We start from the raw sequence: 21,545 nt of genomic DNA, 5'->3' as shown, positions 1-21,545 counted from the left end.
CTTTTCCGTTCAGAGCTGCGACAGCCCGCCATCGATGCACAGGTCGACGCCGGTGGTGAAGCTGCTGTCGCCCGATACAAGGAACAGCGCTGCGTTCGCCAACTCTTCCGGGTGGCCGAGACGGCCGAGCGGAATCAGCCCAGCCAGCCGTTTTTCGAACGCGCCGAACTGCGCCTCGCCAATCCCCATCTTGCCGATGATCGGCGTCAGCAGCGGGCCGGGGCTCAGGCAGTTGACGCGGATGTTCCAGCCCTTGAGTTCAGCCACCCAACGGCGAGCGAATGAGCGCGCCGCCGCGTTGGTCGCCGCATAGAACACGTGGGCCTCCAGTGCCTTCAGGTGGGCGATGGACAACACCAGCACGATGGAACCGCCATCACGCAGCAGCGGCAGCGCTTTCTGGATGGTGTAGAAGACGCCTTTGACATTGATGTCGAACTGTTCGTCGAACTGGCTTTCATCGACTTGGTCAACCCGAGCGTCAGCTGCAACTGGCCGCGCCAGTACTCGACCTAGCGGACGAGTACTGGCTTCTGCCGGCGGAACCGAGCGAGCTGCCGGCCGCCGAGACTGGCACCACAACTGACGGGAAGCGCTCTGCAATTTTCAAGATGCCTCTGAAACGAAAAAGCCCAGCATGGCTAGGCTTTCGATCTCGGAATCACTAGGCAGTCGGCTTTTCAGCGTGCCGACACCGTAATCACGTCACCGGGATACTGTGCTGTTAGCTCGGCCTTAAGCGCTGTATTGGCCTCTTGTTGCGAGTAGACAAAGAACTGCTTCGCTCCAGTGTAGGCAGAAGCCTGCCCGGGTTTCTGGCGCCGATACTTCGCAGTGAACCATTGCTTCCCAGATCCGCTCATGACATCTCCTTTTTCAGACTGATCCCGGCTCGAATCTAATGTCACCATGACATCACATCCAATTGGGCGAAATCATATCGCCATCATCACGACATCCTCCCTTATCCTCCGGAAACCCTGGCCAGGCTCCTACACCATCAGCCAGGGGTTCCAGCGCCGTCCTGGCGCGACGCATGACCAAGGAGGTCACATGGATCAGAAAGATATAACTGACATCTGGAATCGTACCAAGGAGAAAAAATCTCCGGCACTGCAGCACCGGTTGACGACCACGAACAAGTGATATCGATCCCGTTCGATGGCCAACTGAGCCATAAGATCTACGTGAGGCGGAAGGACTCCGAAACTGATACCTGGGGGGAGCCGGTGACGCCGCGCGCCCATGCCGGTGAGCATGGTGTCGTACTCCCGCACCGTCTTCGGCAGGGCCATTGCCATCACTAGGATGACGGCCAGGAAAGCGAAGAAACCAAGGACGCCGAGCTTGTAGAGCGCGATCCCGCCAACTGCAGTCGAGGCCGGCTCAGTCATGATTTGATTCCTCATACGAATGTCCCCAGGCTTCGCCAGCCCTGGCACTGCGTGAATAGAAAGGCCCTAGCGTGTCGAGCAAGGTGCAGGGCCGCATCGCAGAGGCGCGCGGCACGCTCTGTCCGAGCGCACCGTACAGACCAAGCTCCGCCTGTTGGAGGACCTGGGCATCATCGTGCCGGGCAACTAGGCGATTGCCGCTGCCTACATCACCCGCCGGGACCATGTTCCAGTCTGCTACGACCTCGTCATGGAGCGGGGTGAGTCCCCTGCACCCCGTCAAAATGAACGGGGTGAACCTGATGCACCCCGTGGATGCCACGGGGTGCAGCTCACAGCAGAACGGGGTGCAAATGACGACGGAACGGGGGGCAGCTCCTGCATGCGGGCCTGCAACCTGCGCGATGGCGCTATGCACCTTGCTCGCCTAGCCTGCTGCTGGACGCAACCAGCCCCTCCCAAGCATTACCACTAGGCCTTGGATGCCCAACCTAAGCCTGTATCCAGAGGATGCGCCACCTCCCCTTCTCCATGACTGAAAGAAGGCGCAGGAATCTCTGTATTTTCCGGTGGGGCAAAAAGTGGGGCAAAATTCCCGAGCCCCACAAAACCGCCGGGCATAAAAAAATCCAGTCACCGCTAAGTGACTGGATTTTCTAGGGATTTTTGGTCGGGACGGAGTGATTCGAACACTCGACCCCTTGCACCCCATACAGCGGACATATCCAATCCAAGCCTTTGATTTAGCTTGGAAATCGTACCATTTTGACTAGGCAAAACACACCACTTTTCGGCGTTTCGCAAACGTATCCACGCGGGCTCCAGGGGTGGTTTTGCGCCGAGTCTACCGAGCATTCAGCGGTACTCCGCGACGCCTTTTCCTGCCGGCCGCCACTCCTCCTGCGGGGAGTTGGATCGGAGCATGACGAATGCTTCAACTTCCTGTCCCTCTTTCGGTTCCGCCGGGGAGATAGCGGCATGGCGACCAGCCGCGTAGCCGGGGAACATGTCGGAGTTCGCCGACACGTGGTATTCCCAAATCCCGAAATTGCCCGCCTTGCCGACCATGCGCTCCAGCTGAAGCCGAGAGAAAGTGCCCTGACGAATGATGAGCATGCCGACCTCCTGTTGATCGAGGCCGGCATCATACCCTACTGGCAGGCCTGCACCGCGGCACGCAACTGCGCCTCGTAGCCCAGGTGCTGCTGCCGCTCTGCCAGCAGCGCCCGAACCTTGGTCTGCAGCGTGTCACCTTTCTGCAAGCTCGCCGTGGCCCAAGTCGGCTCCTGTACCGCCGGCGCCCGACAGGGCACCGCCACCGGCACCTCTACGCGCACCGTGCGCGGCTCGGCTTCCTGCCGGCCGGCGCATCCCGCCAGCGCGACCGCAAAAATCAAAATCATCGAACGCATGTGGTCCTCGCAAAAAGATTTGCAAATACGCTCATTGAGCGTATTCTACACCCATGGCAGGCGTAAACGCCGACCACCGCCCCGGCGGAACCGGGCTTCCTGATAGGAGCAACATCATGACCGCAATCACCAAGATCACTCTGAACGGCCAGAGCCACTACAACTTCGGCGCCGAGTGCTCGGAAGCCGACGCCGAAGGCTACCGCGAGTGGATCGCCGAAGAACTGGCCGAGAACTTCCCTGGTGCCGAGATCGAGATAAACGAGGCCGACAGCACCTACTCGGTTGTCGTCGAGATCGATGATGAGTCCGACTACGACGCGGCGCGCAGCCTGAAGGACGACGTTAACGTCTTCTGCATGGACGCCTGGGACCGCTGCCCCTGGAACTGGGTCAGCTGATCATCAAGCCCGGCTCCTGCCGGGCTTTTCGTTGGGCCGAACCATGACCGAATCCCTGATTCACCTGCGAGTCCAGGCGGCCACGAAAGGGCGCTGGGTTCGCGCCTCACGGGCCGCAGGCATGCGGCTCACCGACTACATCGCTAGCGCCGTGGAGGCCTACATGCAGCAGCAAATCGCCCGCGTGGCGATCCCCGAAGAGCTTGACTTCTCCGACCTACGCCTGGCGCGCGAGACCGACGGCAGCGTGAGTTTTGACTGGGCTGTGATTGAACGCATCTGTACCGCCAGCGGGCTGCCCGTCGAGTTGCTGCGCGACGGCCCCGAGGACAATGTCGCCGGTCTTGTGATCAGTTGGTATCAGGCGCACCGCCAGCGCGGCGGCGCTACCGATCCGGTCGCCGAAGACCTGCTCAGCGAAGTGCGCGCAGAGGAAGCAGTTGGCCAGCACGTGAGCCACGTACCGGGACGAGCATGAGCAGCGCTACTCCTGATCCCGCAGAAATTCTCACCGCCCGCAAGGCGGTCGGCCTATCTCAGACGGCAGCCGCTGCGTTGGTGCACAGCAGCCTGCGAACCTGGCAGCAGTGGGAGGCCGGAGACAGGCGTATGCACCCCGGCCTGTGGGAACTATTCCTGCTGAAGACTCAGTTGCCCAGCCCCAGTTCGTGATCAATAACTACTTCGGTGGCGCCGCACTGCTCACCGTCGGCGTGCTCCTGCTGCAGCCGCTGCGCGGCAGCGAAGTGCTGGCCGGCCTGCTGCTGGGCATCGGCCACGGCCTGGGCAGCCTTCGCCTGGCGCTGCTCGGCCTGATCAGCCAGGCCGGCGATGGCCGCGTTCTGCTGGCCCACCAGGGACTCCAGGTTGTCTCGCGCCGACTTGCACATGCCCAGCAGGCCGGCAGTTGCATCGAGCTGGGGACGGTAGTGCCAGTCGGCCAGCCGCACACCCAGGCCGGCGCCGGCGGCGACCAGCAGCAGAGCGGCCAGCATCAGGGCCAGGGGCTTCGTCAGCAGGCCGCTCATGCTGCAGCCCCTGCCGCGCGCAGGTAGTTCGCCGGCCACTCGACCGGCCTGGGCGTCCCGGGGCGCCACACGCGGGCGTAGAGCGCCCAGCCCCCGGCGGTATCGCCGAGCGCCGGCAGCGGCTGCGGATCGGTCCAGAGCAGCAGCCGGGCCAGGGCGGCAGCCAGCACGTCGTCCTGCTCGATCGCCTGCCACACCGCCTGGTCGGTCGGCTCAACGCCGCGCTGGGCACAGATGCCGGCGGCGAGCTTCGCCGAGGCCTCATGCCGGAGCACGCCATGTACGCCGCCACCGCGTTCCATCTGCCACAACCCCCGGGCGGGCCCGTTGCCGAGCTGGCGGCGGTATTCGAAATGCGACTCCTGCAGGCCAATGCCCAGCAGCATCGCCATGGCCTGGGGGCTGTTCATCCGCGCAGGCAGCAGCGACAGCGCCGGCTCGATGATCGAGCGGCGCACCTGAATCAGTTCCATGCGGTTCTCCAGAAATGAAAAAGCCCGCCAGGTGGCGGGCTTGTTGAGATGGTGCGGGCTAGGCCCAGGTGCGCCAGGGCGTTTCCGGTTCGGGCAGTGCTATGCCGGCCGGCCAGGTGATAGGCGCCTCCGACCTGACGTTGGCGTAGTATCCCGGGCGCGCCACCGGCTCGGCCCCCTCTTCCCGCGGCAGGTCGTACCAGGTGCCGATGATGTCGAGAGCGATGCCCTGGGCCGGAACCAACTGGCCGTCGTCGAGCGAGGCGGCGCCGGCCGCCAGCAGGGCCTGCTCCAGGTCCTGAGCAGAGGCGGCGCGAAGGTAGTAGTCGATCATGCGGTGATCCTCTGCAGTTCGTTGTCGAACAGCCGGCGGGGCCAGTAGCGGACGCGGCGGATGTGGCCGTTGAATGACGCAGCGGTGACATTCGCCTTGACGAAGGCCAATTGCGTGACGCTCGGGATGCTGCCCGAAACATCCGGAGCGCCAAGACTCCCATCAGCAGCAGCCTGAAATGAATTGAGCATCCAGGCAGCGGCAGTTTTTCGCGTCACTCCGGCCACTACCGGAGCCCCGACGGAAATCGAAGCCTGGGCTACTCCGTCGGTGTAGACATCGAAGAGCGGCCGAGCAGCTTCGGCACGCTGACGAATGATGTTCGTCCCGCTGCCCTGAAGAACCCACACAGGGCTATTCGTCGCTAGCCCACCAGACGCATCCCACTCGGCATATACAGCACCAGCGGCAGGGTTGTACCAAGGACTCAGCATATTCACGCTCGCCACATCAGCAGCGCGGGTTACCTGTGAACTTGTGGTGGGGATGTAGCTCGTTGGGAAAGCTCCTGCTTCGAACTGACCACCCCACACATAGGCGCCTGAAGTGCCGTCCCCGGTGTAGGTCGGGATGTTGGTATTTACGAGGCTATCGGGAATCAGCCAAATCGCGGGAATCGCCGAAGTGCCGCTTGACGGGGTAGTGGCACTCACCCAAGGTCGGTAAATTCCGTTGCCACAGTTGATGATTCCGGCGGCAGTAAAGACAAACGTATTCCCGGCGGTATAGGTCCGAACCACAGCGCCAGCCTGTAGATCGAAGACAGCTACAGCACTTTGAGTCCTTGACGTGCCGATGGCGAGAGCAACGTATCGCCGCTCCCCCTGCTTCATGTGGAACGACAGCGCATAGGCAGTGGAAACGGCTACCGTCTTGCTCTGGTAAACGGAGTGCAGGTCATTCTCGGTCGTCTCAATCAGCTTCTGCATCGTACCGCCGGCGGGCGAGACGACAGCAGATGAGGAAACCGTGGTGAGCGTACCTTTCACCCAGGCGCTGTTGCTGAAGTCATCGGAATAGGTAGCCAGGTTGGTCCTCTGCTCTTCGATCAGCAGCCCGCGCAGGGCCAGCGTCACCGGGTCGTAGTCGAAGCGGGGTTGGTTGGCGGCGACCTGCTCCAGCACGCCGGAGGCGTTGAAGCGCCAGGCCGCGCCCGACCGGGTAAACGCCACCAGGTCGGCGAAGGCGACGCTGTTCATGCCGCCGGCGCCGTCGGACACCTTGTAGGACTGGGCCAGGAAGTCCAGGTCCAGCGTGGGCAACGCGGCCGGGCTGCCCACGGCCACACGTTTGAGCAGGGGTTTCAGTGCGGCGCCCATGTCACACCGCCCCGGACGCGATGGCGTTGATGCCGGCGGCGGAGGCCTGCAACTGCAGCGTCTCGCCGGTGGTGATGTTCAGGCTACGCAGGTCCAGGGCGTAGCTGCTCGACGCCGGCACCGAGCTGGCGGGCAGGATCACCGCGCCGCCGGACAGCCGCAGCTGCACGTTGATGGCGTTGGCCGGATCGGTGTTGGCCACCAGGATCGAGGCCAGGATGGCGGTCTCGCCGACGACGTCGGTCCAGGTGTTGTTCGTGTAGGCGGTCAGCTTCCAGTTCTTCGGCGTCATTTCACAGCCCCATCCAGTGACGTGCATCGTTGTCCGCGGCGACGGCTGCTGCGGCTGAAGCCGCGGCGCCAGCGGGATCGGCGCCGACGTCCGACGCCGTCAGGGCCGGCAACACCGCCTTCGGCAGGGTTTCTCCGGCCTGGAATTCACCCAGGCGCACGGGATTGCCCAGCTCATCGAGGATGAACCTCAGTGGTTTCTTCTCAGCCATAAGGGCCTCCGATGGCGGGCACGCTCGATAGCGAGCCGTCCGCCAGCTGAATCGGTATCTCCCCGCGCGCGTCGAGCGGCATGCGGGCCAGCTGGCCATCGGCCAGGACCACGGCCAGCTCAGGCACGGAGAGGTTCATGGGATAGGCCACCACCAGGCCGGAGGCGTTGGTGACGAACTGGTCGTACCCGGCGCCGCGGCGCACGAAGTAGATGCTGTTCGGCTCCAGCTCCGCCGGCAGACTGGCGACGACCTTGTGGTGCAGGACGACAGCCATGGCATCACCAGTTCAGCGTCGACCAGCTGCTGCTGACCGGCTCACCGTCGTAGGTCAGGCCGTCGGCGCCAGCGCCGAGCAGATCCAGGGTGGCCTTGTTGGCGTGGGTGTGGCTCTGGCTGACGGCGGTGTCGATCTGCGCCGGCGACGATGTCGGGCGGCCGGTGATGCTGGTCCACTGCACCACCACGTCCATCGACTCGTACTCGGCGACCTTGCTGAAGGTGTCCTCGGCATGGTCGTAGGCGTACAGTGCGGAGCCGGCCGCCACCGACGGATCGCCCGTGGCGTCGATCACCAGCACCAGGACGTTGCGCTGCAGCGACGCCGCCAGGGCATCCCGCGCGGCGATATCCGGAACGATCTCCAGCGCGTTGATGGTGGCCACCGCCTCGTCGACGGCATCGCCGACCAGGGCGTTGATCATCGCCGAGTTGCCCAGGGCCTTGGCCGTACCGGACTGGTCGGTGATGTAGCTCTCGGCGTAGCCGCCGTTGAGCACGTAGTAGAAGGCATTGGGCTGCAGCGTGCCCGGCAAGCTGCTGACCTTGTAGAACTGAACCTGGGCCATGGGGCCTCCTCACCATTCGTTGACTTGCCACTCGCTGAGCCCGGTTCCTGGCGCGCCTGGAGGGCCCTGCTCGCCTACCGTGACCACCACCAGCTCTGGGGCCGCGTCGACGGTGACCGCGTATTCGTTGATGTGCTCGAGCACGACCGGCACGCTGTCGGCCTCGACCGACACCGCCCAGGGCTCGATCTGCGCTGCGTCGTTCATGCCGACCTCGCTACTGCTCGACGGCGACCGCGCCGCGGAAGAAGCGCGAGACGGTGCCGTCCGGGAAGGTGACATCCAGGTGATACCAGCCGTTGATCCAGGTGATGGCGGCGGTATCCGCTGCAGGCACCTCTATGACCAGGGTGCCCGGGGCGCCAGCGGTGATGCCGGCGCCGGTAGCCAGCTCCAGCAGCACCGCGCCGCCCTCCTCCCGCTCGCGGACAACCAGCCGGGCGGTGGCACCGGCCAGGTCAACCGCCGGCTGGTAGATCAGCTGTCCGCCGACCGGCTTCTGCCCGACGCCGCTGATCGCGTTGATCTCCAGGGTGTTGTCGTCGATGACTTCGACGCGGTGCGGGCTCTGCCGGCCGGGGGCGCGGTTGAGGTCCGAGAACCCCGTGACGCCCGCCACCCAGGCCAGCCAGTCGCCCGCCAGGCCATGGCCGGGCACCGACAGCCTGAGCGGCGCCGTCGGCTCCACGGCGCTGATGTCGCGATACTCCCGCCGCGGCTGCATGAAACGCCGCGTGTCGCGGTAGGTGGCGCCCCGAACGAGGCGCAGGGGTATACAGGCCGGCTGCATGGCTGGCTGCTCCAGAGGTCAGGAATGGGGCTGCTGGGCGCTACTGCGCCAGGGATGCGATGAAATAGGCGCGCCCGTAGCGCCGATACACGCGGAACGCGCTGAAGCCGATGGGGATTGGAATGGTCCAGGTCGTATCGAACAGCGTGCCTGCAGTGCCACCCAGCGTCTGCGGAATGACCGTGTAGTACACCTCGTTGGATCCGCCGCCGGTTTCGACCATGGCCGGCAGTACCAGCTCCGCAGCGTTCCCCTCATTGGCGCGCCGGACGATCACCAGCAGCTCATGGTCATCCTCCGAAACGGGGATCTGGGCGAGCTTCAGGGTTGCCTGGTTGCTCCCCGTATCGTCTGCGTTCGGCATCTCCATCTCGACGATGCGCCGATCCGACGGAATCGAGAACGTCACGCCGTCAGGATCCGGGCCCAGGAAGTAGTCCGTCGTGTAGACGATGCCGTTGACGTCACCACCACCCTCGCCGGGATCCCCTCTGAACACTGGATTGCCCCAGTCCGCCGACGAGGCCGTGCCGGTGGCTACGAACACGTTATTGGTCGCGGAATCCACGTACATGGCGCCAATCGAGGGCGGCGCACTACTTGGCGCCCCGGTCCCGGTCACCACTGCCGAGGCGGCGCCGGTCACCAGCGGCAGCCAGTCCGCAGAGGAGGAAGTGCCTACGGCGATGTAGGTCTTCTTGGCCGTGGTGTTCACGTAGTGCGCGCCAACGGCCGGCGGGGCGCTGCTCGGAGCGGCCGTGCCCGTCACGATCAGCGTGCCGGTTGCCAGCGGCTGCCCCCAGTCCGACGCGGCTGCAGTGCCGGTGGAGACGTAGGTTTTCTTGTTGGTCGTGTCGATGTAGTGCGCGCCCACCGCCGGCGGTGCGCTGCTCGGGGCGCCAGCCCCGGTAACGATGTGTTGCACGTTCGCCATGTCATACCCCGCTCAAATAGTTGCCCTGGTCGTTGACCAGGTAGTTTCCGTTGCCATCGATCAGCACGCCGTCTGGAGCACCACCAGCCTCAAGGGCGGAGACGCGGGCCTGCAGGTCCTCGATGGCCGCCTGCTGCTGGCCGATCAGCTCGGCCTGCTCAGCCACGGCGCCGACCAGTCCGCCGAGAGCTCCTGCGGTGATGCTGCAGAACACCCAGGCCCCTGCCGCCCAGTCCACCGCCGCCAGCCCCTCCTGGGCCCGCTCGATGTTGATGGCGCCGCCGGCGCCCGGGGTGGCCTTCACGACCTCCACCGTCGTCTGCTGGCTCGCGTCCAGCGTGCCGACCAGCGTCAGGAGGTAGTAGTCACCCTCCCCCATTGGGAGCTGGGCCGCGGCGGCCGACGATATCGGCAGCACCGTGCCGGCAGCCGCCAGCTCGCCCGTGAGTTGGGCGAAGAAGTTGTTCACGAAGCGCTGCATGGTCACATCCAGGTCGAAATGCTGTTGCCGTCACTGGGAGCGGTGTGCTCCCCGGTGATGGGGTTGAGCGAGCCGAAGCGGAGCGGCCCGAAGATCGAACTCGGCTCTACCGACTCGACCAGGCGCACCTGGTAGGGCTCCGCGCCGGAGACCGGAGCCGCGGCGCCGCGGTAGTGCTGGATGAACAGCTCTGCCGGCTGAACCCGGACGTAGAGCCCGAACAGGTTGTTCGAGTAGCGCACCCAGTCGAAGGGGCGCAGCCGCGCCCGGATCAGGCACTGCTGCTGCAGCGTCCAGTTCTGGAAGTCGAACGGGACGCGCGCCCAGGTGCCAGCGATGGGGCTGTACTGGCCGGTCACGTCCTCGCCGTTCAGGGTTTCCGACTGCTCGACGGTTCCGGCCTGGTTCTCCCATCGCTCGGTGCGCACCACCACCTCGCCCATCTGCGCCGCAGTCTCCCCACCTACCTTGAGCGTGAGCGAGTAGGTGGTGGTGGTCGACGTCGTCCGGTTGATGGACGTGGGTGATGGGCCAACGTTGACCGAGGCCGCCGGGAAGTCCCACTGGTATAGAATCTGGAAGTCCAGCGCGCAGTCCACCAGGCTGCCGTCCGGCCCGAACCACACCGCCAGGATCTTGTCCTGCACGGCGTCCGTGCGCAGCCCCTGACGAGTCTGGTACCGGCCCAGTTGGCCGTTTACATCGGTCCCCGCATACACCGTCCCGGGCGGATCGGAATCAGCCGTCCTATCGACCACCACCGGCGCGTCCGGGTCGTGAGGGTATGGCGGCCCAATGGTCCAGCGCGTCTCGCGCACCTCGCCCGTGTATTCGTCCAGGCCGGTGTAGCTGCCCAGCGTCTGCGCCCTGGTGCGCGCCACGGTTGCCGTCGCCGCGAAGGGCGCGTCCCGGTCGCCAGTGACGGTCAGCAGCAGGAACCCCAGCGGGATGGGGCGCGTGCCCGGCGGAACGGTGATGTCCGGCTCCTCCATGTAGAGCATCAGCACCGCCTGGCGGCCAGCCGGCGAGACGTCCACCGGGGTGTTGTCCCGCTTCACTACCGCGCCCGGGATCGCCGGCGACGTCTGTCCCAGGTCGGCCGGCCAGGTGACGGTTATCGGCTTGATGACGCTCTTGCCGCCGAGCACGCCGAACAGCGTGGCCGTTTCCCCCTCCAGATTGATAATCCAATTGCTGCCGTCCGGCGCGCTGTAGAGCCAGCCGCCCAGGTCGCGGTTGTAGAGGTTGAAGCCGCGGCCGCACAGGATCGTCTGGTTGCGCCACTCCCGGCCGGCGGCCTGGTCGGCTTCCAGTTCATCCTCGCTGCGCTGCACCGGGGCGACGCCGGGCACCTGGTGCCGGTAGGTCAGCCAAGGGCTGTCGCCGGGCATGAACACCGAGCCCAGCACCTGGCCATTGGGCAGGTGCAGGCCGGCGCCGTCGAGCCGGCCGTGCCAGGGCCAGCCCCACACAGGTTCCGTCATACCGTCCCCTTCGGATTGGCCAGTTGGAACTCGACGGCAGCGCCGTTGGCGTCCGTCATCCGCATCGTCTTGATCGCCGGCAGGATCAGCAGGCCGTCGCTGCTGGTCAGGCCGTCCGGGTAGTAGTCCCGGTCGGGCACCTGCTTGCCGCTCTCCAGCTTGGTCTTCTCCACCAGCGGGCTGGCGATGCCTCCCGTGCCGAGCGTGGTCGGCGGCGTGAAGGTGCCGCGCCCGGCGGTGGACGGCCTGGCACCGCGCGGCTCAACTGGCGTCAGCGTGCGCCCTTCGCGGACGAAGTCCTGCAGGCGGTTGAGGTCCGTTTTCAGCTGATTCACATTCGCCATCGCTACAGCTCCAGCAGGTCGTCAGGCACAGCCACCCGGTAGGTGGCCGTCCGCTCGGCGGTGAACTCGTCGCGATGCTCGGCCGGCACCTCCGGCGCCGTCACCTGGTAGCGCCGCGGGAACTCCTCGGCCGGCGAGCCAGGATCGGGGTTGTCGTAGTTGCCCGAGAAGCCGTCCAGGGCGTCGTCGTAGGTCATGAGGCCGCGGCCGCGGATCTGGTTGGGCAACCAGACTAGCTCCGGCGCCGAGCCCTCCGGCTCCGTGTCCGGTGGCGCCGGCAGTTCCAGCGGATCGTTCACCGCCCCGCCGCCGCGGCTGATCGCCAGGGCCAGGGTGGTGATCGCCGTCTGCTGGCCCAGGTCGAGCTCGTCGATGATCGAGAAGACCTTTCCCTCGGCGCGGCAGCGGTCCTCCAGGCGCACGCTGTGCACCAGGTCGATGCCCAGCGCCATGCTGGTCGGCACCTGCCACGACACCCGGTTGGCCCGGTGCGCGGACAGGATGCTGGTGGCGGCCGTTGCCAGTTGGCACCGGACACTCGCGCCCAGGCGGTCGTCCTCGCGCAGATCCACCACCCAGTCCTCGAGGGCGTCCTGCACCGCATCGTCGGCGGGCCCGGTGAACTCCTCCGACTCCCACTCGTCCGCACGGTCCAGTTCGCTCTCCAGCGACGAGCCATCGCGCCGCAGCACCTCGCCGGCCTGGGCCACGCTCTCCGGCGCTTCCACCGTGAGCGTGTAGGTCTCGGTGATGGCCTGCACCCAGCGCATGCCGCCGACCACGTTCGCGGCCAGCAGCAGGTTGTCGTAGTTGTTGATCCATGCCTGCGGCGGGGTGCAGTACACACCGGTGGGCGGCAGCAGGAGCATTTCTGCCCCGGCCAGCAGCTTGTAGCCGGCGCTGTCCAGCGCGCTCTCAACCATGTCGGTGGTGGGCAGTTCGCTGGAGTCCTGACGCCAGCGGCAGAAGCCGGCGTCCTCGTTCCAGCCCAGGACCTCCGGGTGCTGCCAGTTGTAGGCCTGGTGCCGCTCGCGCAGCCGGCTGAAGCGATAGCTGATCGACAGTTCCACGCGATTGACTCGCTCGGACAGCTTCGCGATCTCGACGGACAGCGACTGATCGATGGTGCTTCCCGGGCCGAAGACCTTGGTCGGCGACGTGGCCGCCCAGGGCGTCACGCGCAGCACGCCATCAACGGAGCGGTCCAGGCTGGCCGGCACCGTGCCCAGGCGCTCCTGCGCATAGTCCCAGCGACTGCGACCGTCCACCGCCTCGAACACGTCCTCCGTCCAGAGCCCACCCACCAAGCTGTCGATGGCCTCCACCTGCATGGCCTCGACCAGATCCTGCAGGCGGTCGGTGGCCTCGCACTGCACGATGCGGTTGCGCGGGTCGTAGGTCGGCTGCTCCAGCCAGCCGCTGAAGCGTTTTTCCTCCACCCAGGCGCCCTGGACCAGCTGCTGGAAATAGATCTCGACCGGCTTGCCGGTCCAGGCGACCACGTCGACGCCGGCGGCCGGCAGGTACAGGCTGAACTCGGCGATGGCCGCCGCGCCCTCCTCCCGCTCCACCCGTACCTGGCCGGTGAGCTGGGCCGTCACGTCATCTCCCCCCAGGCTCACCCGAGCCGCCCAGACCAGCGTCAGCGGCGGCTCGACAGGCTCGGGACCGGAGGACGGCTGCCAGAGCGCATTCAGGGCGGCGCTGTTCAGTGGCAGGCCGTTCAGCATCTACAGCTCCTCGCAGGTGATCTGCCACCCGTGTGGCGTGACGTTGTTGCTGGGGTCCATGTCGCCCTGCGGGCGCTTCGCCGACACGGTGAACACGGGCATCCAGCACACCTGGTACGCGCTCGCCCCGGGCACCGGCGTGACGGTGGCGCTCGCGCCGGCCAGCACCATTGGCGTCTCCACCCACTGTTGGCCAACCAGCGCCAGCGCCCAGGGCGCGAAGTCCGGCCGGGGCGTGCCGGCCAGCACGAAGCTGGTGCCGGTGCCGACGATGGACAGATGCTTGGTGCAGCGCAGTTCCAGCGGCTGGGTGTAGTCGAGGCCATCCAGCCCCGGCGGCATGAAGCCCGAGCCGCTGAGCGCGATCGCCGACTTCTGCCAGTGCGTCATGGGTACTCCCACCCCATTGCTCAGCCTGACAATCTCCGGGCCGCCCAGCGGGGTGATGGACTGCGACACCGTGCCGGCATGCGGCACGAGAGGCACCCCGCCCAGCATGACCATGGGTAGCGACATTCAGCTGCTCCAGAAAAGAGAAGGCCCCGCAGAGCGGGGCCAGGTTCAGGGTTTACCGCGGCGGTGCCCCTTCTTCAGGGACTCCCGGTGCAGGGCGGTGAACTGGTCGGCCGGCGCCTGCATGCTGTAGGACCTGCCGTCCAGCTGCAGCACCACGGTGCCCAGGCTCTCCCCTCCGCCACCGGCGGCCAGGGCCGGCGACAGCTTCGGGATGCTCGGCACCATCCTCGGCGCCACCAGGCCGCCCGATGCGTACCCGCGCCAGCCGCTGGCCAACTGCCCGCGCAGCGCTCGCATGGTGTTCTGGAAGCCGTAGAGCCGGACGCGCTCGAAGAAGCTCAGCGCCCCGGGCTCACGGACCACCTCCTGCGGTTGCACGTGCTCGCCGCGGTGTACCACGCCGGCCGGTTCGTACTTGCCGCCGGGGCCGGTATAGCCGCCGACATCGAAGCCGGCCGATGCATCCGCGCCAGGGAAGCTAACCTGCGGATTGACCGTTCCCGGGGGCTGCATCTCCGCCGGCGCCTGTAGGGTTACCGGAATCACCATCTGCTGGGCGAGACCAGCGGCGATCTGCTCCATCTGCTCACGCAGGGCGTCCAGACTCTCTGTATTGAGGCCGAAGGACACCTGCACGTTCTGGATGCGCTGGATGCGCTGTTCGAGATCCTCCAGGCTCGACTCGTTGATTGCCTGCACCGCCTTGGCGTTGCCGGCGTCGATCTCCGCAGCCTTGTTGGCGATCCCCTCCAACTCCTTGGCCACGCCGTCGAAGCCGTAGCTGTTCTCGCCAGCCTCCTTGAGTTGCTGCAGCATCTGCAGCGCGCGGCGGGATTCGTCGATGGCCTTCTGCGTATCCCCCCCCTGGAGGGCGTTTCGCGCATTGACCTTGGCCTGGGTTACATCTCCGAAGGTGGCCTGGCCAGATGGCCCGGTGCTCGCCACCCCTTTCCGCAGGTCGGCGAACTCTTTCTGGATCGACTTCTGCCGCTCCAGCGCTCCCTGCAGTTCCTTGGTCGACTGGCCGAGCAAACCCTTGGTTTTTTCGACCTGGTCGTTCAGGTCGGCAACCATCTGGTCCTGCACTTGCTTCAGGTTCGCTTTGTGCTCCTTGTAGACCTGTTCGCGGGCGCGCTGCTCCTTGCGCACAGCCTCCGTCAGATCACCTTCCTTCTCGACCACCAGGTTGTTCGCGCCATTGATGCCCTTCGCGATGTCGTTGATCCAGCTCGCCACTGCATCGGTTGCGCCGGAGTTTTTGGCAACACGCCCCCAGTATTTCTGGAGCTCACCTCCGAGGCGGTTAACTGCCGATCCAATCTCTGGAGCAAAGGACGAAAGCTCTTGGCGGAGCTTCGGCAGCTCACCGCGAAGCGCTGGCACTACCTGCTGCACCGTCAGTTTTCCTTCCTGCGCCATCTGACGCAGTTCGCCGATGGTGACGCCAAGAGAATCAGCAAGCGCTCCGGCAATGCGGTCCGATCCTTCGAGCACCGCATTGAACTCCTCCCCACGAAGGACGCCACTCGCCATCGCCTGGGAAAACTGCTGGATCACCGAGGCCGACTCTTCGGCCGAAGCACCACCGATCTTGAGGCCTAGCGATACTGCCTCGATGGTATCCAGGGCCGCTTGCTGATCCATGCCGGCATCACGAAGAGGACGCTGCAGGCGCGAATAGAGGCCGATAAGATCTTCGACATTTCCCTGGGTGCTGTCGGCAATACGGTCAAGCTCAACCTGTGCATTGTTGAACTCCTCCTGGGATTGAGTCGCCAGCCGCAGCCTGGAATCAAGCCGGCCAACCGTATCGGAGCCCTTGGCAGTCTGAGTCACAAATACTGCCGTTGCTGCGGCAATCCCCGTCACTACAGCGGCAGCCCCTCCGCCCTTCAACTTCGATACGACCGGAAGAACATCAGCAAGCCCAGAAGCCACACCGCCAGCAGCCCCGCCGCTTCCCTTGGAAAGTCGCTTTAGCTCGGCATTCGTTTCAGCGATGCGGGTTTTCAGCGTCCTCTGAGCCTGCGCGAGTTCGCGCGTGCCAATCGAGCCGCTGGTGCGCAACAGTTGGTATTGCTGGGTGAGCTGAACCAGAGCCCCTTGCAGTTGCCTGGTCCTGCTGATCCCCAGTGCCTGCTTGGCATCTTCAATGTTCAACCGCCGGCGTTCGTTGGCCGCCATCCTCAGCGCAGCCGCCTGCTGGCGAATACCGATAGCCGCCTGATCGCGGGAAGAGGCCGGCTGCTGCGACACCGAGCGCAGGTCACGCAACTTGCTCAGCGTGTCGCTGACGCTCTTCCGGTAGTTCGCCTGCGCAATTACCAGGTCACGAGACGACAGCACGCCGGAGTCGCGCACAAGCCGATACTGCTCGCGCAGGTCGACCAGTTTCCGCTGCGCCTGTTCGATCTGCTCCACCCCGAAGGTCGAGCGCGCCTGCGAGATCCGTCCGAAGGTCGCGGCCAGGTCGCCCTGGACGGCGACATCCGACTTGCTCGCCGGTGCGGCAGTCGCTGCGCGAAGTTGCCGCAGTTTGGCCAACGTGGCGTCAACGCTGCGACGGTAGGCGGCCTGCGCCTCCGCCAGTTCCTTGGCCGACAGGTCGCCGCTCTGACTCACAAGCCGGTACTGCTGGCGAACGTCAACCAGAGCGCGCTGGAGACTTTCTATCTGGCCAACCCCAAGGGAAGAGCGCGCACGATTCAGAGCAGCATCAGAGCCCGCGGCGGAGACTCGCTGCTCAAGCTCTGCGCGCAGCCGTGCCTGTTCGGCGGCGAGATTCCGCGTATCGACGCCGGCGGCCTTCAGCTCTGCGCGCTGCTCGCGCACCTTGGCCTTCTGGCGGTCGAACTCGCGCGTTGCGGAGGCCAACGCCCGCTGTGCGCGAGCATATTCCTGGTTGAGAGCTTTGACCGGCTGCCCTGCCTGCGCGATCGCGCGCTTGAGGTCTTCGACATTCTTGCGAGCGCCGAAATAAGCGGAACTTGCCTTCTTGGCTGCGTCCTGGGTTTTCCGGAAAGCATCGATATCGCCCAGCGGCTTCTCTACTTCGCGGATCAGTTTTTGCCACTCGGACCGGAACACCCCGATGTTGCGGGTAGCAGTGTCCACGTCCGCCCCAACGCGGAGTTCGATATCACTCATGAGATCAGCCCTTCAGTGCGCGCAGAAACAGGCGCCAGGGATAGGAAAGGACGGCCGAATGGCCGAGGCGCACCAGGGCGCAGATGGTGTCTTCTAGGCTGGTCAAGGCTTCCGCTGCAGATTGATAAGCCTCTCCCCCAGATCGAAAAAATGGCGGTTCATTGCCTTGCACTCTTGAGCCACATCATGCAACTGGCTCGGCAGCATCTCTTCTATTTGATCCTTTGTCAGGGTTGTATAGAAGCTCAGGTCATGAAGGCGAATATCCGGAAGAAGCATATCCCCAAGAACATCACCATCCTCTTCGGCTGATACCGACCTGAGCATCTCACGAATATCAGCAACGGTGAGTTCCTTAACGACAAACTCCTTACCGGAGATATTAACAACCTTGCGACCAGCAACTTCACTCATAAAGCCTCCAGAAAATAAAAAACCCGCCGAAGCGGGCTTGATGATTGCCAATCTATCAGGGGTTTAGGCTCCATGCTTGTATAGGCAATTTTCTACCTATCCTAGCCTCAAGCTTACCGCCAGCCCTTCCAATCGATTCGCCAGCTTTTCCAAGCGCTAATATGGCTTCCTCATGACGGGCTTTCGCGCGTTCCAGCGAGTTCTTGGCCTGCAAATATGCAATCCTTTTCTTGCCAAGAGCCTCTAGCTCAGAGCCGCGTTTCAACTGGGCGAGCCGCTCATCGAAACCGTTAGCGGCGGATATCTGTTCTAGATTGCCGGAGTAAAGAGCAGAGACTTCCGCATCGCTCAGAGCAGCAAATCTCTCCCCTTCTTCGGTATCAAGAAACTTAGATGCAATTTGGAACGATGCCTGCTCACCGGAAAGCAGCAATCTGCCTTGAAGCTCATCAGAAAATATTCTTATGAACTCTTGTGACGCCCGAACGTAATCCGCAGCAGCAGTAGAAACCCCAGGATTAGTCGAATCATCAATGGCAAGCGCTTGAGCAACAAGCCTGTCTAATTCATCAAGACGCCCTTGGTATATACGCAGAAAGTCGGCATTTGTGCGCCCAGCCCTTTTATCCAGAAGCTCCGCCAGCTGCCCATTTGTGTTTCTGACTACAGCTTCGACATTTTTTACAAGCTGGTAATACGCATATTGCTTAAAGCCATAGAAAAACGCTCCGGAAAATAGCAAAACAGCTATCAATGCGAACGCCAGGTTTCTTTTGGTTCCGTACCGCGCAGTTCGAACATCTGTCGCCACCTGTTCTCCTGCTGGCCTACGCACTTTATGGTAGAAAACCTCGCAATTAGGACACTGCCCTTCCACTTTGGCCTCACCAGGCTCCGCAACGTACTCGCATTTCGGACACTGCATAGAGGGCTCCCTCCCATTCATCAATATGGGAGGGAATGTACCCAGTTTGAAACAGCCCGTCACGCCGACATCGCATACCCGCCCGGCCGGCCGCTGGAGTTGGCCAGGTACGCCGCGTAGATTTCGTCGCGGCGCTTGTCGAGTCGCTTGAAGTCGATGCTGGCCTCCTGCAGGTGCTCTGCCACGCTCATGAGAATGCGCGAGCCAAGGGAACTGCTCACGCCGAACAGGTTTAAGTCGCTTGCGCCCCTCATGGCGAAGTACAGGTGCGACATCAGCCCGTACAGGGCATCAGCCTCGCCCAGGCTCAAGGTCAGGCCGCGCTCCCGGGGCTTCTGTATCCATTCGCCCTCCAGGGCGTAGGCAGCGATAAAGTTCCGCACGCTATCCATCTGGCTGGCCGGGATATCCTCAACCGTAGACACACTGAACGCCTTTCGCACCTGGGACCAGACATGGTTCTTGGCGCCGGTCCGCAGTTTGGCCGGAAGACGATGCACCTTCCCGTCGAGGAGAGCGCCCAGGCAGTGGAAGCCATCGGTGCCGATGGTCTTTCCGGCGATGGTGCGGAGATCCTCCGGCGCCAGCTCATGGAGACGCTTCTCGCACTCGATGAAGTAGCGACGAGCCTGCCGCCCCTTCTCGTTGCGCTCCACCATCGACAGCTCTTTGGCCATGTCCAGGGTGATGTGGTAGTCCTTGGAGCGACGATCACCGCCTCGGCCTTTGGTCGCTCTATTTTGAGCGACCAAAACAAAGTCGCCTCCTTCAGAAAATCCATATTCGTCGATGCGGCGGCTGATCCAATCTTTGAAGTGGGTGTCCACCCCAAGGAATCGATGCAGTGAACGCGCATCAACCAGTTGCGCCAGTTCAGCGCCCAAGGCTCCGGTGAACACAGGAATCAGACTCTCTGTCGCGGCCTGGACATTGTTTTCTACTGGAATTGCGATAGCATTACCCATGACGTTCATTTCCTAGCTGGTTTTGACGTTATCGAAGCCCCGGCCCGCACGCTGGGGCTTCGTCTTTTCAGGCTGCTGCCTGCTTGTCTTGCCGCTCATCCCGCTCCCTAGCCTCCCTAATCAGCCGCGCAACCAGCCAATTCTGGCTGCGCTCCTGTTCCGACGCTTTGCGCACAAGCCACTCCTTATCCTGTTCGGGCAGTCGCACTATGAGCTGCGCCATGTCTCTCACCTTCATACCACCTCCAATGAACCACCGTGATATACGAATAAAAATGTAGAACCGTGGTGCATTGCTGTCAATACCACGGTGATGCATTCTTTCGTCAACCGAATTCAGTTGACGAAAGGTCTCCATGAGCCGAATAGACCCCCAATTCAACCTGCGCATACCCGCAGACCTGAAGTCCAGGGTTGAGGAGGCAGCAAAGCTAAACAAGCGATCAGCTACAGCGGAGATCATCGCGCGACTGGAAGAAACGTTCGAAATTGAAGGAACCTTCGAGCGCATCGCCCCCGGAGCATCGATATCTGGCACGGCCGGGCTCTTGGAGGACATGCACAACCAGCTTGAGCAACGTGAAGACGAGGCCAGGTTCGATGCCATGGCCGCTAATGCCGAAAGCATCGAGTCTCACATCAAGTCAACAGATCGCCGGATGACAGCCATAGAAAAAAGCCTGGAGAAGGTCCTGGGCCTACTTCAGAAGAGCTGACCACCCAGCCAAGGAGCGGCCATGGATTACTTCGAAACCAAAGCAACTCTCCGCTTCACCTATACCGACAGCTACGGGAACGTCTCCGGCCGTATCGTCGATGTAGAGCTTGTCGAGGATGGCATGATCACCGGCAAATGCCGGATGAAGAATGCAAGGCGAACTTTCCGAATAGACCGAATCACCAACTGCTGGGATGACAGCACCAACCGGCATGTGCCCGACGTGCTCCAGCACCTGAGAGATGCCTACGCGAAATCAACCGCGCCGGTCCTGGACAAGCTCTATGCAGAGCACCTCGATGAGCTAAAGGTGCTGCTCTACGTCGGGAAGGCCGACGGTCAACTGAGAGCCCCAGAGTTGCGAGTCATCACAGCAGCCTGCAAGGTCATCACCAAAGACACCCGGCTCACCGATGAGGACACCAGAGAGCTGCTGGAGTCCATACCCGTCCCGACACTGCAGGGCTTCAAGGTCGCCGTCGGCAAGATCGCCAAAGAAAACGACTCAGCCGCCATTCGGCGCATCACCATTGCCACCCGCACAATCGTTGACACCCAGCAGAACATCAGCCCTGGTGAGCAGGAGGCGCTCAACTACATAGCCAAGCGCCTCCAGCCGAAGGGCTAGATCACGCGGCCGCCTTTTCCTTCTTGATGCGGCAGTACTTCGACTTGCCGGCGCCGACCTTGGTCGGATCGGACAGCACCTTGGCGGTCGCCTGCGACTGCAGGAAATCATCTACGTTGATCCAGTCCTGCTGGTTCGCCGGGTTCAGGCGGCAGCGCCAGTAGCGGCACTCGATGCGCTTCTGGGTGCCGGCGGCGTTCTCGCCCTCGAACAGGAACTCGAACACCTTGCCGCTATTGGTCAGGGCCTCGATCACGTCCACCGCAGCGGTGGTGTAGGTCACCTTGACCGGGGTGCTCGCGCTGATGGCGCCGCCCTCGACGAACTCGATGCCGGAGCCGGTCATGATGTAGTCGTCGACTTCGTCGTAGGTGGTGGTGCCGGTGGCGTCGGTCACCTCGGTGATCTCCAGCGGCATCTGTGCCAGGGCTGCGGTGCTGCCCGGGACGGCAGTGACCTCCTCGTCGGTGATGGTGGTCGAGGCCACGCTGGTGGCGTCACCCCAGACCAGGGCAGCCAGCACCCAGGTATAGAGCTCGCGGAAGTTGATCGACAGGCTCATGCTGGTGATGCGCGACACCGCGTCGTACTCGCCGCCCTGGGGGGTGGTGGTGTCGTTCAGGGTGATGTCGTTGGTCTCGATGGTCTGCTGGACGGTGGAGACCAAGCCGACCTTCTGGAACGGGGCACCGCTGCCAGCCTCGCGCGCTTTCAGCCAGCCGCCGATGATGAACGTCTCTTTCTCTTGAGCCATGGG

At 63.7% G+C, this 21,545-nt stretch carries 29 protein-coding genes; 4 read left to right on the top strand and 25 right to left on the bottom strand.

Annotated elements, in window-relative coordinates:
- Window positions 1-9 precede the first annotated feature (9 nt).
- The 4 genes from BM060_RS12735 to BM060_RS12720 form a co-directional block, all read right to left on the bottom strand.
- Window positions 10-603 carry an SDR family oxidoreductase gene (locus tag BM060_RS12735; protein WP_082033871.1) on the bottom strand — a complete coding sequence of 198 codons (594 nt, stop codon included), beginning with the start codon at window positions 601-603 and terminating at the stop codon, window positions 10-12.
- 455 nt (window positions 604-1,058) lie between these two features.
- On the bottom strand, window positions 1,059-1,394 hold the full coding sequence (locus BM060_RS12730) for a hypothetical protein (RefSeq protein WP_043317260.1): 336 nt from the start codon (window positions 1,392-1,394) through the stop codon (window positions 1,059-1,061).
- 855 nt (window positions 1,395-2,249) lie between these two features.
- A complete protein-coding gene (locus BM060_RS12725) occupies window positions 2,250-2,510 on the bottom strand; it encodes a hypothetical protein (RefSeq protein WP_058487177.1) in 261 nt (86 codons plus the stop codon).
- A 35-nt stretch (window positions 2,511-2,545) separates the two neighbouring features.
- Window positions 2,546-2,806, bottom strand: a complete 261-nt coding sequence (locus BM060_RS12720) for a hypothetical protein (RefSeq protein ID WP_074980467.1) — start codon at window positions 2,804-2,806, stop codon at window positions 2,546-2,548.
- Window positions 2,807-2,922: 116 nt separating this feature from the next.
- On the opposite strand from BM060_RS12720, the gene BM060_RS12715 reads away from it, so the two are divergent.
- Together BM060_RS12715 and BM060_RS12710 are read left to right on the top strand one after the other, a co-directional pair.
- Window positions 2,923-3,207, top strand: coding sequence for a hypothetical protein (locus BM060_RS12715; protein WP_074980466.1), 285 nt, complete (start codon window positions 2,923-2,925; stop codon window positions 3,205-3,207).
- A gap of 43 nt (window positions 3,208-3,250) precedes the next feature.
- A complete protein-coding gene (locus BM060_RS12710) occupies window positions 3,251-3,685 on the top strand; it encodes a hypothetical protein (protein ID WP_074980465.1) in 435 nt (144 codons plus the stop codon).
- A 169-nt stretch (window positions 3,686-3,854) separates the two neighbouring features.
- Here the strand turns inward: BM060_RS12710 and BM060_RS12700 are convergent, their stop codons facing one another.
- The 20 genes from BM060_RS12700 to BM060_RS32945 all read right to left on the bottom strand — a co-directional run bounded on the left by BM060_RS12700 (window position 3,855) and on the right by BM060_RS32945 (window position 19,442).
- Entirely contained in the window at window positions 3,855-4,235 is a 381-nt protein-coding gene (locus BM060_RS12700) for a hypothetical protein (protein ID WP_074980463.1), read from the bottom strand.
- A complete protein-coding gene (locus tag BM060_RS12695; RefSeq protein ID WP_074980462.1) occupies window positions 4,232-4,708 on the bottom strand; it encodes a hypothetical protein in 477 nt (158 codons plus the stop codon). Before BM060_RS12695 ends, BM060_RS12700 begins: the two co-directional genes overlap by 4 nt.
- A 58-nt stretch (window positions 4,709-4,766) precedes the next feature.
- Window positions 4,767-5,042: a hypothetical protein gene (locus BM060_RS12690; RefSeq protein ID WP_074980461.1), complete on the bottom strand. Its 276-nt coding sequence runs from the start codon at window positions 5,040-5,042 to the stop codon at window positions 4,767-4,769.
- A complete protein-coding gene (locus BM060_RS12685) occupies window positions 5,039-6,361 on the bottom strand; it encodes a phage head spike fiber domain-containing protein (RefSeq protein WP_074980460.1) in 1,323 nt (440 codons plus the stop codon). Before BM060_RS12685 ends, BM060_RS12690 begins: the two co-directional genes overlap by 4 nt.
- Before the next feature lies 1 nt (window position 6,362).
- Window positions 6,363-6,653 (bottom strand): hypothetical protein, encoded by a 291-nt coding sequence (locus tag BM060_RS12680; protein ID WP_074980459.1) that lies wholly within the window; start codon window positions 6,651-6,653, stop codon window positions 6,363-6,365.
- A gap of 1 nt (window position 6,654) precedes the next feature.
- Window positions 6,655-6,864: a hypothetical protein gene (locus BM060_RS12675; RefSeq protein ID WP_074980458.1), complete on the bottom strand. Its 210-nt coding sequence runs from the start codon at window positions 6,862-6,864 to the stop codon at window positions 6,655-6,657.
- Window positions 6,857-7,141: a hypothetical protein gene (locus tag BM060_RS12670; RefSeq protein ID WP_074980457.1), complete on the bottom strand. Its 285-nt coding sequence runs from the start codon at window positions 7,139-7,141 to the stop codon at window positions 6,857-6,859. Before BM060_RS12670 ends, BM060_RS12675 begins: the two co-directional genes overlap by 8 nt.
- A 4-nt stretch (window positions 7,142-7,145) precedes the next feature.
- Window positions 7,146-7,712 (bottom strand): hypothetical protein, encoded by a 567-nt coding sequence (locus BM060_RS12665; RefSeq protein WP_074980456.1) that lies wholly within the window; start codon window positions 7,710-7,712, stop codon window positions 7,146-7,148.
- Between the two features lie 9 nt (window positions 7,713-7,721).
- The gene (locus tag BM060_RS12660) at window positions 7,722-7,919 is read right to left on the bottom strand and encodes a hypothetical protein (protein ID WP_074980455.1); all 198 of its coding nucleotides are present in this window, start codon (window positions 7,917-7,919) and stop codon (window positions 7,722-7,724) included.
- Between the two features lie 10 nt (window positions 7,920-7,929).
- Entirely contained in the window at window positions 7,930-8,436 is a 507-nt protein-coding gene (locus BM060_RS12655; protein WP_245322951.1) for a hypothetical protein, read from the bottom strand.
- 106 nt (window positions 8,437-8,542) lie between these two features.
- Window positions 8,543-9,436, bottom strand: a complete 894-nt coding sequence (locus BM060_RS12650) for a hypothetical protein (RefSeq protein WP_074980453.1) — start codon at window positions 9,434-9,436, stop codon at window positions 8,543-8,545.
- Between the two features lies 1 nt (window position 9,437).
- Complete coding sequence (locus BM060_RS12645; protein ID WP_074980452.1) at window positions 9,438-9,917, bottom strand: hypothetical protein; 480 nt, start codon at window positions 9,915-9,917, stop codon at window positions 9,438-9,440.
- A 2-nt stretch (window positions 9,918-9,919) separates the two neighbouring features.
- Window positions 9,920-11,401 carry a hypothetical protein gene (locus BM060_RS12640; protein ID WP_135499830.1) on the bottom strand — a complete coding sequence of 494 codons (1,482 nt, stop codon included), beginning with the start codon at window positions 11,399-11,401 and terminating at the stop codon, window positions 9,920-9,922.
- The gene (locus tag BM060_RS12635) at window positions 11,398-11,745 is read right to left on the bottom strand and encodes a hypothetical protein (protein ID WP_074980450.1); all 348 of its coding nucleotides are present in this window, start codon (window positions 11,743-11,745) and stop codon (window positions 11,398-11,400) included. The genes BM060_RS12640 and BM060_RS12635 overlap by 4 nt, the downstream gene beginning before the upstream one ends.
- Before the next feature lie 2 nt (window positions 11,746-11,747).
- On the bottom strand, window positions 11,748-13,475 hold the full coding sequence (locus BM060_RS12630; RefSeq protein ID WP_074980449.1) for a hypothetical protein: 1,728 nt from the start codon (window positions 13,473-13,475) through the stop codon (window positions 11,748-11,750).
- On the bottom strand, window positions 13,476-13,991 hold the full coding sequence (locus tag BM060_RS12625) for a hypothetical protein (RefSeq protein WP_074980448.1): 516 nt from the start codon (window positions 13,989-13,991) through the stop codon (window positions 13,476-13,478).
- Window positions 13,992-14,036: 45 nt separating this feature from the next.
- A complete protein-coding gene (locus BM060_RS12620; RefSeq protein WP_074980447.1) occupies window positions 14,037-17,138 on the bottom strand; it encodes a tape measure protein in 3,102 nt (1,033 codons plus the stop codon).
- A gap of 102 nt (window positions 17,139-17,240) precedes the next feature.
- A complete protein-coding gene (locus BM060_RS32375) occupies window positions 17,241-17,552 on the bottom strand; it encodes a hypothetical protein (protein ID WP_074980446.1) in 312 nt (103 codons plus the stop codon).
- 55 nt (window positions 17,553-17,607) lie between these two features.
- Window positions 17,608-18,363: a hypothetical protein gene (locus BM060_RS32370; RefSeq protein ID WP_135499829.1), complete on the bottom strand. Its 756-nt coding sequence runs from the start codon at window positions 18,361-18,363 to the stop codon at window positions 17,608-17,610.
- Between the two features lie 173 nt (window positions 18,364-18,536).
- Entirely contained in the window at window positions 18,537-19,442 is a 906-nt protein-coding gene (locus tag BM060_RS32945) for an antA/AntB antirepressor family protein (RefSeq protein ID WP_074980445.1), read from the bottom strand.
- Window positions 19,443-19,798: 356 nt separating this feature from the next.
- Between BM060_RS32945 and BM060_RS12605 the strand changes: the two genes are divergently transcribed.
- A complete protein-coding gene (locus tag BM060_RS12605) occupies window positions 19,799-20,158 on the top strand; it encodes an Arc family DNA-binding protein (protein WP_074980444.1) in 360 nt (119 codons plus the stop codon).
- 21 nt (window positions 20,159-20,179) lie between these two features.
- Complete coding sequence (locus tag BM060_RS12600; RefSeq protein ID WP_074980443.1) at window positions 20,180-20,788, top strand: hypothetical protein; 609 nt, start codon at window positions 20,180-20,182, stop codon at window positions 20,786-20,788.
- Between the two features lies 1 nt (window position 20,789).
- On the opposite strand, the gene BM060_RS12595 is transcribed toward BM060_RS12600, so the two are convergent.
- Window positions 20,790-21,542, bottom strand: a complete 753-nt coding sequence (locus BM060_RS12595) for a phage tail tube protein (RefSeq protein WP_074980442.1) — start codon at window positions 21,540-21,542, stop codon at window positions 20,790-20,792.
- Window positions 21,543-21,545 lie beyond the last annotated feature (3 nt).

The organism is Pseudomonas citronellolis (assembly GCF_900112375.1).
Taxonomy (GTDB): Bacteria; Pseudomonadota; Gammaproteobacteria; order Pseudomonadales; family Pseudomonadaceae; genus Pseudomonas; species Pseudomonas citronellolis.
This window is presented reverse-complemented; position numbering and strand designations above follow the sequence as displayed.